Annotated in this window: 12 protein-coding genes and 1 pseudogene; 3 read left to right on the top strand and 10 right to left on the bottom strand. The window is 39.0% G+C overall.

From position 1 onward, the window contains the following. Positions 1 to 68 precede the first annotated feature (68 nt). The 3 genes from FHR28_RS15700 (at position 69) to bfr (ending at position 1618) form a co-directional block, all read left to right on the top strand. A complete protein-coding gene (locus tag FHR28_RS15700; protein ID WP_004718306.1) occupies positions 69 to 452 on the top strand; it encodes a RidA family protein in 384 nt (127 codons plus the stop codon). 188 nt (positions 453 to 640) lie between these two features. Then, positions 641 to 835: a bacterioferritin-associated ferredoxin gene (locus FHR28_RS15695; RefSeq protein WP_004718308.1), complete on the top strand. Its 195-nt coding sequence runs from the start codon at positions 641 to 643 to the stop codon at positions 833 to 835. A gap of 318 nt (positions 836 to 1153) precedes the next feature. Beyond that, the gene (gene bfr / locus FHR28_RS15690) at positions 1154 to 1618 is read left to right on the top strand and encodes a heteropolymeric bacterioferritin subunit Bfr (protein ID WP_004818630.1); all 465 of its coding nucleotides are present in this window, start codon (positions 1154 to 1156) and stop codon (positions 1616 to 1618) included. 406 nt (positions 1619 to 2024) lie between these two features. On the opposite strand, the gene FHR28_RS15685 is transcribed toward bfr, so the two are convergent. The 10 genes and pseudogenes from FHR28_RS15685 to nusA form a co-directional block, all read right to left on the bottom strand. Continuing rightward, positions 2025 to 3674, bottom strand: coding sequence for an O-antigen ligase family protein (locus tag FHR28_RS15685; RefSeq protein WP_004818628.1), 1650 nt, complete (start codon positions 3672 to 3674; stop codon positions 2025 to 2027). 54 nt (positions 3675 to 3728) lie between these two features. Beyond that, positions 3729 to 4088, bottom strand: coding sequence for a type IV pilin protein (locus FHR28_RS15680; protein WP_004818625.1), 360 nt, complete (start codon positions 4086 to 4088; stop codon positions 3729 to 3731). A 326-nt stretch (positions 4089 to 4414) separates the two neighbouring features. After that, positions 4415 to 4523 (bottom strand): annotated as a pseudogene (locus FHR28_RS22160) (prepilin-type N-terminal cleavage/methylation domain-containing protein); the annotation flags it as partial. Between the two features lie 222 nt (positions 4524 to 4745). Further along, positions 4746 to 5306 carry a TPM domain-containing protein gene (locus FHR28_RS15670; RefSeq protein ID WP_004818621.1) on the bottom strand — a complete coding sequence of 187 codons (561 nt, stop codon included), beginning with the start codon at positions 5304 to 5306 and terminating at the stop codon, positions 4746 to 4748. Further along, positions 5300 to 6427, bottom strand: a complete 1128-nt coding sequence (locus FHR28_RS15665) for a TPM domain-containing protein (RefSeq protein WP_004818619.1) — start codon at positions 6425 to 6427, stop codon at positions 5300 to 5302. Before FHR28_RS15665 ends, FHR28_RS15670 begins: the two co-directional genes overlap by 7 nt. A gap of 81 nt (positions 6428 to 6508) precedes the next feature. Continuing rightward, complete coding sequence (locus FHR28_RS15660) at positions 6509 to 7099, bottom strand: LemA family protein (protein ID WP_004718326.1); 591 nt, start codon at positions 7097 to 7099, stop codon at positions 6509 to 6511. Positions 7100 to 7199: 100 nt separating this feature from the next. Next, positions 7200 to 8024, bottom strand: coding sequence for a tetratricopeptide repeat protein (locus FHR28_RS15655; protein WP_004818617.1), 825 nt, complete (start codon positions 8022 to 8024; stop codon positions 7200 to 7202). A 106-nt stretch (positions 8025 to 8130) separates the two neighbouring features. Then, a complete protein-coding gene (locus FHR28_RS15650; protein ID WP_004718330.1) occupies positions 8131 to 8526 on the bottom strand; it encodes a ribosome-binding factor A in 396 nt (131 codons plus the stop codon). Next, positions 8526 to 11234 carry a translation initiation factor IF-2 gene (infB, locus tag FHR28_RS15645; RefSeq protein WP_004718332.1) on the bottom strand — a complete coding sequence of 903 codons (2709 nt, stop codon included), beginning with the start codon at positions 11232 to 11234 and terminating at the stop codon, positions 8526 to 8528. The genes FHR28_RS15650 and infB overlap by 1 nt, the downstream gene beginning before the upstream one ends. Positions 11235 to 11244: 10 nt before the next feature. Further along, entirely contained in the window at positions 11245 to 12729 is a 1485-nt protein-coding gene (nusA, locus tag FHR28_RS15640; protein WP_004718337.1) for a transcription termination factor NusA, read from the bottom strand. Positions 12730 to 12738 lie beyond the last annotated feature (9 nt).

The following is a 12738-nucleotide window of genomic DNA, read 5'->3' as shown; positions in this document are numbered from 1 at the left end:
AATCTTCGATGCACTTTGCATGCCATTCATGCTTTATGATGAAATGATTTGAAATCAAGGAGAAATCAATGTCCCGCCAAGTGATCCATACTGAAAATGCCCCTGCTGCAATTGGTACTTATTCACAAGCCATTTTAGTAGACAACACATTATATCTTTCAGGGCAAATTGGCTTAGATCCATATAGCATGGAATTGGTTGAAGGCATTGAAGCACAAATTCGACGTGTTTTTGATAATTTAAAAGCAGTCTGTGAAGCTGCAGGCGGTTCTTTAGCAGATATTGCAAAGCTCAATATTTTTCTTACCGATTTATCCAATTTTCAATTGGTCAACCAGATCATGGGCGAATACTTTGCTCAACCTTATCCTGCACGTGCAGCATTAGGTGTTGCCTCTTTACCTAAAAATGCATTGGTTGAAATGGATGGTATTGTGATTATTCCTCAATAATAGCAGCTAAAACTAATTGTTTGATTTTAAATAATTTAAAAAAATAAAATTAAATACTACCGATCAGGTGGTATTTTTTTATTCAAAAAGCCAATAAAGATTAATGAGATTTCAAATGAATTTCATTGACAAATGATAACAATTATCAATAATATTAGATATCGCATTTAACCTTAGGGTTGAGTTTCATGTACGTTTGTTTATGTCGTGGTATTACAGATCAAGATATCAAAGATGCAATGGCAAATGGTGCAGAGAGCTACCGTGAAGTACGTGAATTATTAGACTTAGGCACGTGCTGTGGTCGCTGTGCTCCTGAAGCAAAAAGCATTATCAATGAAGAGCTATCGCTGATTGCAGCACGTATTTCTGTTGCCGCGTAGCTTTTAATTTAAAAATTCAAACATAAAAATAAGTTCAGATTTATAACGACAATAAATAAGTTTTTTAATGATCCCCAGATCATTCTCCTCCCCCGCTTCGACTCAAAGCGGGTTCGTTTTTTCAATCAATCTCTTTTAGCCAAAACGACATCCCTATTGTTTTTGATTGCGATTTTCATTTGCCGTTCCATAAACTACTCGTAACCCTGCAGAAAGTTGATTAATATAGAGCCATATCAAATTACCTTAATCATTAAATTTCAATGACTCAGTTTAAATTCACGTTAAGGTAAAAAATTAGAATGGAGTTTTAACCATATGCAAGGCAATCGAGACGTAATTAATCAGCTCAATCAAGTGCTTTATCATCATTTGACTGCGATTAACCAATACTTTTTACACTCGCGTATGTTTAATGATTGGGGAATCGAGAAACTTGGTTCGGCTGAATACAAAGAATCTATTCGCCAAATGAAGCATGCGGATAAAATCATTGAACGTATTCTTTTCTTGGAAGGTTTACCGAACCTTCAACATTTAGGCAAGCTATACATTGGCCAACATACAGTTGAAGTTTTAAACTGTGATGTACGTAAAGTAAAAGAAAACATTGATGCATTAAAAACAGCAGTTGCACTCGCTGAAAGCAACTTAGATTATGTGACTCGTGATCTTGTTCAAGAAATTCTTGAGAAAGAAGAAGAGTTTTGGGATTGGACAACCACCCAACTGGATCTAAGTGAAAGTGTCGGTATCGAAAATTATATTCAAAGCCAACTATAATTTTTAAATATCATTAAAAAAATCCCCCAATTGATTGGGGGATTTTTTATTTCAAATACAAAACACGATAGTCAACTTATCAAAAAGCGCATACACCAAAATATAAGCTTTATTTTGGATCAATGACCTGAATCAAATCACTTGTATTGGTCATTAAGTATGGTTGAACATTTAAAGCTTTCACTGCCATACCTTACATTCAAAGTTTAAATAGCTTTGCGTAGGCGATGCCTTACTTTTGAAAGATCAAAAGTAACAAAAATCTTTCGTTTAACAGGGTTCTTGCGCTGCAAACAAAGCAGTGCTTTGTTTTTGCTCATATACCCCCGCCCAACGGCGACATCCATGTCGCCCCACGATAGAATAACCATCTATGATTCAACAATGCAAAAAGTAAAAAAGAATTTTATTTCCCTACAACAGAAACAGGTAATAGCTCCTGATATGATTTCTCTTGCCCATGCAGTGTATTCAGAATCCATAACTGATGTTCAGCTTCAACTTTTTTACCATTAAAAGCCAAAACCTGTGCATATTTTTGAATATCATATGCAGAAGCTAAGTTAGCCACCATACGTCCCATATATTGCAACTGCTGATCCGACATTTTGCTATATGGATTAAAGCCAATCCACCATACACGTTCTTTAAATTGCGTCAGCAACAAAATATCTTGATTCATCACTGCTTGCTGTGATGCACTTAATGGTGTTTTCTTATTTACCAATACACTTTGTTGGCGGTATAAAATATAGTCTCGATAAACCACTCCTACCAAGACCAAACCAATCACAATAATACTTACTGTAACCGAAGACTTTAAGTCCACTGTAGGCAAGCGAGGATACTGTGCTTGGACGATTCCCAATAAAAAACCTAAAGGAAGTAAGAAATATGCATAGTGAATTGGGTATTCCAATAGAGCATGAATCAAAATGGCACAGACCATCAATCCCGCTGCAATTGAAACTGCATCTTTGACGCCTTTATTTAACCAATACAACCAACATGCCATATAAACAATAATCAATCCACCAATCGGGATACCATTCCAAATCAGTAAATCCAAAATCACGTTATGTGCAGTTTTATACCATTCATGTGATGGGTATAAATCAAAAGCGGCGATTTGTGCCATCCCCGTTTGGTTCCAGCCATAACCCACCCACGGCTTTTCTGAAATCGCGACTAGGGCTTGATTCCACATATCTAAACGGAGATAACCTGATGTTGCTCTCTCGACCACTGAATTTGCTTGTGCTACGTCTTGGGTTGATACAGAGACAATCCACTGATTCAGCATCGGCAAGCATGTAATCAACGCAATAAACACACCAGACCATGCGAGTAATTTTACAAACCCAAAGCGTTTAGTTTGACCAAATTGCTTGATTGTTAAATAAATCAATGTGAACAAACATACCACCCAAGCAGTACGAGATTGGGTCAATGCAATGGTCAATAGAAAAATAATAGTTGATGGCCCAAGTATGTAATTTGGTAGTATTTTCTTTTCATAAAAATATAAACATGCAAATACCCCCATACACATAAACGTCGCCAGATTATTCGGCTGGGCAAAGTTTGCATAGGGACGATTACCATTTAGCAGATTCACCAATGGTCTAAAATATTCGTTTACGCCTAACCACTGGGTCATTGCAATAAAGCTTGAAAGCATCGCACCTGTAAAAACCACAAGGCTAAATACTTTAAAGACTTGTTCTCTTTGCCCCTTTTCACCTACGGCCAAGTTATAACCAACAACCAGCATCAACCAAAACATCGTAATATAGGCAGTACAAAGCAATGCATTACTTAAATACAAAATCTCGCCAAAGCTCCATTGTATCAATGGGATTGCCAATACAGGCAATATAAGCAGTTGCGGTTTTGGAATTTTTAAATCTTTATTTAGAAAAGCACTGAGTAGCACCAAAGCAGATAGAAAAGTAAGTGCTTCACTACCAAAAGTCGTCCATGGCATTTTATGAATCGGCAAAAGCCAAGCAAGCAAAAGCAACAAGGCTGAAAGGATATAAGGAATGGCTTTCATATGAAAAGTAAACAGAAAAACTGGTGTTATTATAGCGTTTCTAGCTCTTTTTGTTTAAGGAATGATTGTACAGTTTGCGCCTTTACTTAAATCACAACGGATATCGACTGTAGATGAATTTTTACTTTTTGCTTCAATCACCAAGTTTGTTGTCGATTCATTCCATGAGGATGCATTTGTTATTTCCACACATGCAGAATTAACAGCAACAGGAATAGCTTGCTCTTTTTCGGGGCTATTTAAAATCAAATACACCATATTTGTATAAGCATTTGCTTCAGCTAAACAGGCATTAATTTCGGATCTTTTAAGGTATTGAATATAATTAGGAAAAGCTATTGCAGTAAGAATACCAATAATAGCAACAACAATCATGACCTCAATCAGGGTAAAACCATTTATTGTCTTTATCATATATCTACCTTCAAAATTAATATGCCTAAAAAAACCAGCCAAATGGCTGGTTTTTTATAAAGAAAATTATTATTCTTTAGGATCTAAAATACATTTTCCACTTGCGATCGTACAAGTAGCAGACTTACTATTACCATTCACAATAGTTCCTACAATTTTTTCAGCTCCCGCCTCTGGTTTTGCAATTGTACAATTTTTTGTAGTGAAGTCAGCGACATCTGGTTCTGATGTACGATCAGCAGTACTATCAAGTGCTGAGTCAGACTGAAATAAATTCCATTTACTTGTATAATTTTGAGTAGAAGCTAAACATTGGCTATCTACAGCACGTTTCGTATAGTTTTGATACGCAGGGATCGCAATCGCAGCAAGAATACCGATAATTGCAACAACGATCATTAATTCAATTAAGGTAAAACCTTTTTGAGCATTCATAACATTTCTCCAATGTTTTTAAAAATTTATTAGCCTTTTTTCGAGCAATTTATCTGGCTGTTTTTGTGGAAAAAATCAACAACCAACTTACACACTTCGATTTTAGAGAGTATGTAACAGTTTACAAGTTTTTTTTAACATCTGATTTTTTTAAGTAATTAAACGTAAAAAAGTGACATTTCCTGTCACTCTTGTTTAAAAACATTTCATTTTTCTTTGACATTAATTCAGAATAATCGGCTGATTTGCCAATTCATTCATATTATCAGGTTTTTGTTGTTTGTAAAACAAATTCAATACTTTGCCTATTTCATTTACACCACTTTCGACCGCCAAACGGTAATGTTTATTTTGTAACGTGATAATCATTTCATCACAAATCTGTTGCCAAGTTTGTGGTGTAGTCGCTTTATGGATACCACGATCCACAACAATCTCTACTGCCTTTTCACACAAATTCAAATAAAGTAGAACACCGCTATTATATTCGGTATCCCAAACACCCAATTCAGCAAACAATTGCTGCGCTCTGAGACGTGTATTTTGATGATATGCCTGATGACTTGGAATATGTCCCTCAATCACCACTTGTATTTCACCGACATGACCTTCTTCGGCTTGCGTCACAGTTTGTGCAATGACTTGTTGATCTTGCTTTGAAAAATAACGTTTCGATGCAGGCATATATAAAACGTGTTTTAACCAACGTTTTAAGCTGGGTTGTACGTGTTCCTGTAACTTCGGTTCAGTCACAATTGCTGTTGTATCTGTTTTTGTTACCATGAGCCTGATGCTCCTCCACCGCCAAAACCGCCACCGCCGCCACTATAACCCCCACCACCGCCGAAACCGCCCCCTCCACCACTTCCACCACGCCCACCGCCTGATAGAAACATTTGGAAAATCAGTTGTGCCAGTGATGTAATCAACAAGAAGAATATGCCAAAACCCAAAACCAGACTCATCACAATCCCTGAACCATAAATAAGCCCTGCAGCGGTCGCTGTCACACCCGCAACTGCTGCACTTAAACGATTACCCACAATAAAGGATGCAAAGATACCAATCACCAAAATCACCATAGCAGTGGTCAAAGTTCGATCCTTGGCTTCTTGTTCTTGCAGTGCTTGGGTTTGACGTTGTTTTAACTCGTCTGCGGCTTGTTTGGCAATTTCAGGATCAAGATTTAAGATACGCTCAATCTCATTGACACTCGCCTGTAAACCCTGAGCATATTGCCCCTGTTTAAAATCAGGGGTGATTTGATTGCGTATAATTCGACTGACCATAATGTCAGGAAGTACACCTTCTAAACCATAACCTGTTGCAATATGAATTTTTTGATCATTGACTGCGACTGCAATCAATAAACCATTGTCTTGTTTTGCTGAACCTAACTTCCATTGCTCAGCAACCCGCATTGCAAAATCAAAAATACCTTCTTGCCCCGTAGTTGGGACAATAATAATGCCGATTTGCGCTTTGCCTTGGCGATATATATCACGAATTTGTTGTTCTAAATTTTGCTTTTCAGCTGCAGATAAAACCTTAGCTTGATCAACGACAGGCTGATTCAGTGTGGGAATATTTCGAGTAGTTTCGCCCTCTGCCATATCATTGGCGACTGGGGGTACGTTTTGTACGGGACTTTGAGGGGCTTGTTGTGTAGTTGACGTTTGATTTACTTGATTTTGAGTATCTGGTGGTTTTGAACCAATCACATTGGGTAAATTGGCATTGGGTGCCACTTTGCCCAAAACAATCGCATCTTGTGCCTCTTGCTCATCTGTGGCTGTCGCAGTTTCAGCCCAGACACTTGATTGAACAGAAAGCATCAGTCCTAGAAATACAAATAATATTGTACTCATGTTTTTCATTACTGATTTTTCTCGCCATTCAATCATAGGTCACCTTTTATTTAATAATGAATATTCTTAGCCTATCTTTTCAGCATGCTTTAAAGACAGTGAAATGAAATCACATCATTAATTAAAATTAACTGTTGGCGCTTTAGATGCACCCGCTTCTGCACTAAAGTTTGGCTTAGCTTTCATACCAATCACTTTAGCGGTCATTGCTTGAGGGAATTGACGTACATAAGTATTGTAATCTTGGACAGATTCTACATAACGTGTACGCGCAGTACTGATACGGTTTTCCGTACCTTCTAATTGAACCTGTAAATCACGGAATTGTTCATTGGCTTTTAAATCTGGATAATTTTCTGTCACCGCTAAAAGTCGCGATAACGCACCCGTCATTTGTGATTGTGCTTCTTGGTATTTTTTAAACAGTTCAGGATCATTCAATACTTCTTTATCTACTTTTAAACCTGCAACATTGGCACGCGCCTCAGTCACTTCAGTTAAAACTTTTTCTTCATGCGTTGCATAACCTTTGACGACATTGACCAGGTTAGGCACTAAATCTGCTCGACGTTGATATTGGTTTTCAACTTCTGACCATGCCGCATTTACTGACTCATCTTTGGCTTGCAAAGTGTTATAGCCACAACCTGAAAAAGCCAAAGTACTTGCCAATGTAAGTGCAACTAAACCTTTTTTCATTGAATTCATTGCCAATTCCTCAGAGATATTTATTTGTATTTGTTGATATCTCTGCATTCTATACAGTTTAAGGCAAAGTTTTGTTTAATTTCTGCTACCTAGCCAATGATCATACAATTAAATTTTTGAATGTTTGATAGATATTGACAAAAAATGCCTTAAAGCGAAACCATTTAGAATGTTGAAAATAATCTAAACGTGTCTCAATTAATTTCGGGTTGAGATAGCCGATATCTTGAGCGCGCCGATAAAGCAAATCTACTGTTTTATCCGCCAAGTTATAATTCAGCATTTCAATATTGGCCATATTAAATATAATTTGCGCATTGATTGGATCACGATCTACAAACCTTAACCGTTGATCCATTTGAATTTGGCTATCAAATAAGATTCTATTTAAATCATAATGTTGTTTTTGAAATTGTACAGTTTTAACCTTTGCCTTTGGTTCGGCTGCTTGACCAAAATCCAACCCTAAAACATCGTGATGTTGAATCCATGTAGAATCTTTTTGTTGTTGGATTTTCGCATCTAAAATTTTAACATGAATCCATTCACTGCCCTGATGAAGATTTGGATCACGTTGCATACCCTGTTCAATCCAATATTTTGCTTTTTCAGACTGCCCAGCCAGTTCATATGCTGTCCCTAAGTTCGCAGCGGTTTTAGCTAGATTTGGATGGGATTTTTCAATTTGTTTAAATATTTGAATCGCTTGATCGTATTGATGTGCATAAATCAGCAAAACACCATAATCATTTAAATCCTCAACAGATCTGGTTTTAGGTAAATGACCTTGCGCCAGTTGCTTTTGAGCAGTTTTTTGATCTAATCCGCCATAACCCAACTCAAAAGCATAAGTATTGATACAGGCATGGGCTGTAACAGAGATCACGGACAGCCCAATCACAGGGATATAAAGTTTTAGCTTCATCTTGTTATTCTCATTTTGATTATTTAAAAATTTTAACTAAGGATTTAAGCATATTTTTAAATGCATAAAAAAGCCACCCTAAGGTGGCTTCTTATTTCAATTACTTTTATTCTTCGTCTTTTTGCTCAGGTAAATCTTTCACTGCTTCTGCGATTAAACCAAACATATAGTTACCATAGGCATTGGTTTTATCATAATGAAAGCGCAAACGCGGAGTTACACGAGTTTTAATACGACGACCTAATTCGTGGCGTAAAAAACCAGATGCTTTATTTAAAACATCTAACGTTTCTTTATTCGCCGCTTCACTTTGCTCATCGCCAAGTTCACGCCCCATCACGGTAACGTAAACTTCCGCATAACCTAGATCTGGACTGACTTTCACTGCAGAGATGGTCACCAGACCACCTAAGCGTGGATCTTTCAGCTCTTGGCGAATCAGTTCTGACAACTCACGTTGCACTGTATCTGCCATACGCTTAAGACGTTGACTACCCGCCATTAAAGACTCCGTTTAATCAACTGAACATCATACACTTCGATTTTATCAAGTGCTTTGATGTCTTTATAACCTTTCACTGCAAGACCACATTCCATACCGGCACGAACTTCTTCAACCACTTCTTTATAGCGACGAAGAGATTCAAGCTCGCCTTGGAATACCACAACATCATCACGTAGTACACGGATTGGTTTATTACGATGTAATACACCTTCGAGTACCATACAACCCGCAGCAGCACCAAACTTACTTGAATGGAATACTTCACGAACTTCTGCAACACCCAGAATTGTTTCACGGTGTTCAGGTGCAAGTTTTCCGCTCATTGCTGCTTTCACATCATCAATAAGTTGATAGATGATTGAGTAGTAACGAATGTCGATACCATCTGCATCTGCTTTTTGACGCGCGGTATTGTCTGCACGCACGTTAAAGCCAAGAAGTACCGCTTCTGAAGATTCAGCAAGCGTCACATCTGACTCAGTGATTGCACCCACGCCTGAACCAATGACACGTACTTTAACTTCGTCAGTTGCAAGATCAGCAAGTGCAACATGTAACGCTTCCAAGGTACCACGTACATCAGTTTTAAGAACAACATTTACAATTGGCACATCTTTTTTGCCCATTGATGCCATAATGTTCTCAAGACGCATTGCACTTTGACGTTCAAGACGTTTTTGACGCTCACGATCCATACGCGCATCGGCAACTTCACGTGCTTTTTTCTCGTCATTAACAACAAGAACTTCATCACCCGCCATTGGCGCTTCTGGAAGACCTAAAATTTCAACTGGAATTGAAGGACCAGCAGATTGAATACGTTGACCATTCTCATCGGTCATCGCACGAACACGACCGTAAGATGCACCAGCAAGAACCAAGTCACCTACTTTCAGTGTACCGTTTTGAACCAGAATAGACGTTACCGCACCACGGCTATTGTCTACACGTGCTTCAATAACAACACCTTGAGCAGCACCTTCTTCAGATGCTTTCAATTCTAACATTTCAGCTTGAATTGAAATCAAATCTAGAAGTTCGTCGATACCTTGACCAGAATGCGCTGAAACCATTGCAACCGGTACATCACCACCCCATTGTTCAGGCACGATTTCTTTGGTTGTCAATTCATTCAATACGCGATCTGGATCAGCTGATTCTTTATCCATTTTATTGATTGCAACAATAATTGGAGTACCCGCAGCACGCGCATGGTCAATTGCTTCCGCAGTTTGTGGCATTACACCATCATCCGCTGCAACAACAAGTACCACGATATCAGTCGCTTTAGCACCACGTGAACGCATTGCAGTAAATGCAGCATGTCCAGGCGTATCAAGGAAAGTAATAATTCCTTTATCCGTTTTAACGTGATAAGCACCAATATGCTGTGTAATCCCGCCCGCTTCGCCTTGCGCAACTTTAGCACGACGAATACGATCAAGTAACGATGTCTTACCATGGTCAACGTGACCCATGATCGTCACAACTGGCGCACGTGTTGTTTGTGCACCACGCGCTTCTTCAGCTGCTTCAAGTAGGTTATCTTCAGCTTGTGTATCAGATACACGTACTGGGTTGTGACCCATTTCTTCAACAATCAATGCTGCAATTTCTTGCTCAATGGCTTGGTTCTGAGTAACAAGCTCACCCATTTTCATGAGTGATTTAATCACTTCACGAACTTTAACTGCCATTTTTGCTGCAAGATCTGCAACAACAATGGTTTCACCAATTTCAACGTCATAAACTTGCTTTTTAACTGGTTTTTCAAAACCATGTTTATTGGCTTGGCTGGTTTTTAAACCACGTTTATGCGGGTTATGGCTGAAAGATTGCTCTTCCTGACCACGACGACCACCTTTTTTAGGAGAACGTGTATTTGCAGTATTGGTACCACGTTTGATTTCACGGTCTTCTTTTGCAAATGAATCTTCATATGCTTGACCAACCAAACCAGCAGCCAACGGTGAATCATCAACGACACGAATCGTTGTCGTTGTTTCATCAGAAGAATACTTAGACGCCATTTGACGCATTTGCTCAAGGGTACGTTGTTGAGCTTCTTCTGCTGACTTACGACGAGCTGCTTCTTCAGTCGCTTTCAGTTGTGCTGCTTGAGCTTCACGGGCACGCTTCTGCTCAGGGGTTTCAATGGTTTTTACGGTTGCTTTGGTAATCGGCTTATTGGTCGATTTACGTTTTACAACAACAGCTGCTTTTGGTGTTTCTTTTGCAGCAGTTTGCTGTTTTGCAGCAGCACGCATTTTTTCTAAATTCGCTTTCGCTGAACTTTCAGTTTTTTCAACTCCACTCACTACAGTATTTTGCTGTACTTTTTGAGTTGACGTCACTTGAGCATTTGCTTGAGCTTTCGCCAAAGCTTCCGCTTTGATTTGTTCAGGGTCTGGCTTAGTAAACGTATGTTTCTTACGAACTTCTACGTTAATTGTCTTCGCTTTACCTGAAGTACTCGCAACTTTAGCTGTACTTGTCGTTTTACGTTTCAACGTGATTTGTCCTGCTTGTCCCGTATCTTGACCATGCGCTTTTTTCAAATGGTTCACGAGAACATCTTGCTGTTCAGTAGAAATTTTATCTTCAGCCTGTTTTTGTGGCAATCCAGCTTCACGCACCTGATCAAGGAGCTTTGCAACAGGAAGTCCTACGCTGACCGCTAACTCTTGAATTGACTTATCCGTCATGTATTACCTCCTAGTTAAACCATGATTCACGTGCTTTCATAATCAATTGACCTGCTTTCTCAGCGCCTAAACCGTCGATATCAGAGATATCATCCGTTGCTTGGTCAGCTAAGTCATCGATTGTTACCACACCACGTGCTGCTAAAGCATGCGCAATTTCAGAAGTCATTCCTTCCATCGCAACAAGTTCTGGACTTGGGTCCTGAATATCTTCTTGTTGCTTTAACGCATCAGCTAAAGCTGCTTCTTTTGCACGACTTTGTAGCAATTCAACTGTATCTGCATCTAATTCGATTTCATCGAAAGTTTCCGCAGGTACATAAGCGATTTCCTCAAGTGAGGTAAAGCCCATTTCTACTAAAGCCATTGCAAGATCTTCTTCAATATCAAGACGTGTTACAAACATGTCTAAATACTGTTGAGCTTCATTTTGTTGACGAGCACGGTACTCATCTTCAAGCATCATATCTAATTTATAGCCCGTAAGCTCTGATGCTAAACGGACGTTTTGACCTTGTGAACCAATTGCTCGCGCAAGTTGATCACTGGTTGCAAAAATAATGTCTGCTGTACGCGCATCTTCATCAATCACAATCCCAGATACATCCGCAGGCTCTAAAGCACTAGCGATATATTGAGCAGGATCATCAGACCACACCACAACATCGATACGTTCACCATTTAACTCAGACTGTACCGCTTGGATACGTGTACCACGCATACCAATACATGCACCGACTGGGTCAATACGATGATCGTTGGTTTTAACTGCAATTTTTGCACGTACACCCGGTTGACGCGCTGCTGCTTTAATTTCAATGATTTCTTCAGAAATTTCAGGAATTTCTTTTTTCATTAATGCAATCAGCATTTCAGGTTTAGCACGTGACAACAAGAGTTGCGCACCACGACCTTCACGGTTCACATTATAAAGAATTGCATTCATACGCTGTTTAGGGCGAAGAATTTCTTTAGGAATCATTTCTTCACGCGCTAAATACGCTTCTGCATTATCACCCAAGTCAATGATGAAGCCATCTTTGGTTTGTTTTTTCACTTCACCATAGATCAACTCACCAACTTTAGCTTCATAAGCATCCGCCACTAAAGCACGTTCAGCTTCGCGAATTTTTTGCACAATGACTTGTTTGGCAATCTGCGCAGCAATACGACCAAAATCAATTGATGGTACTTCTAACTCACGGATATCACCAATTGACCATTGAGCAGGATCAACATCAGAAATCGCATCTTGACATGCTGGCATTTCATGATCTTCATCAGCAACAACTTCCCATTGACGGAAAGTGCTGTAATCACCTGTTTTACGGTCAATTTCTACGCGTAACTGAGCTTCTTCCGAATTCGTTCCTTCGTAGAATTTCTTTTTCGTCGCTGCAACTAAAGCCTGTTCAAGCGCTTCAAAAATTGCTTCACGACTTACACCTTTCTCATTACTAACCGTTTCAACGACGGTGAGAATTTCACGAGCCATAAGTCACCT

This window comes from Acinetobacter sp. BIGb0196, from assembly GCF_011759595.1.
Lineage (GTDB): Bacteria > Pseudomonadota > Gammaproteobacteria > Pseudomonadales > Moraxellaceae > Acinetobacter > Acinetobacter guillouiae.
The sequence above is the reverse complement of the archived record's forward strand: the minus strand, read 5'-3'. Positions and strand labels throughout refer to the sequence as shown.

What these genes read in the sequence shown, in the direction of transcription:
- FHR28_RS15650 (WP_004718330.1), bottom strand. Translation starts at nt 8,526, where the DNA reads ATGGCGGGTAGTCAACGTCTTAAGCGTATGGCAGATACAGTGCAACGT.
- FHR28_RS15685 (WP_004818628.1), bottom strand. Translation starts at nt 3,674, where the DNA reads ATGAAAGCCATTCCTTATATCCTTTCAGCCTTGTTGCTTTTGCTTGCT.
- FHR28_RS15695 (WP_004718308.1), top strand. Translation starts at nt 641, where the DNA reads ATGTACGTTTGTTTATGTCGTGGTATTACAGATCAAGATATCAAAGAT.
- FHR28_RS15660 (WP_004718326.1), bottom strand. Translation starts at nt 7,099, where the DNA reads ATGAATTCAATGAAAAAAGGTTTAGTTGCACTTACATTGGCAAGTACT.
- FHR28_RS15655 (WP_004818617.1), bottom strand. Translation starts at nt 8,024, where the DNA reads ATGAAGCTAAAACTTTATATCCCTGTGATTGGGCTGTCCGTGATCTCT.
- FHR28_RS15700 (WP_004718306.1), top strand. Translation starts at nt 69, where the DNA reads ATGTCCCGCCAAGTGATCCATACTGAAAATGCCCCTGCTGCAATTGGT.
- nusA (WP_004718337.1), bottom strand. Translation starts at nt 12,729, where the DNA reads ATGGCTCGTGAAATTCTCACCGTCGTTGAAACGGTTAGTAATGAGAAA.
- FHR28_RS15665 (WP_004818619.1), bottom strand. Translation starts at nt 6,427, where the DNA reads ATGATTGAATGGCGAGAAAAATCAGTAATGAAAAACATGAGTACAATA.
- bfr (WP_004818630.1), top strand. Translation starts at nt 1,154, where the DNA reads ATGCAAGGCAATCGAGACGTAATTAATCAGCTCAATCAAGTGCTTTAT.
- infB (WP_004718332.1), bottom strand. Translation starts at nt 11,234, where the DNA reads ATGACGGATAAGTCAATTCAAGAGTTAGCGGTCAGCGTAGGACTTCCT.
- FHR28_RS15680 (WP_004818625.1), bottom strand. Translation starts at nt 4,088, where the DNA reads ATGATAAAGACAATAAATGGTTTTACCCTGATTGAGGTCATGATTGTT.
- FHR28_RS15670 (WP_004818621.1), bottom strand. Translation starts at nt 5,306, where the DNA reads ATGGTAACAAAAACAGATACAACAGCAATTGTGACTGAACCGAAGTTA.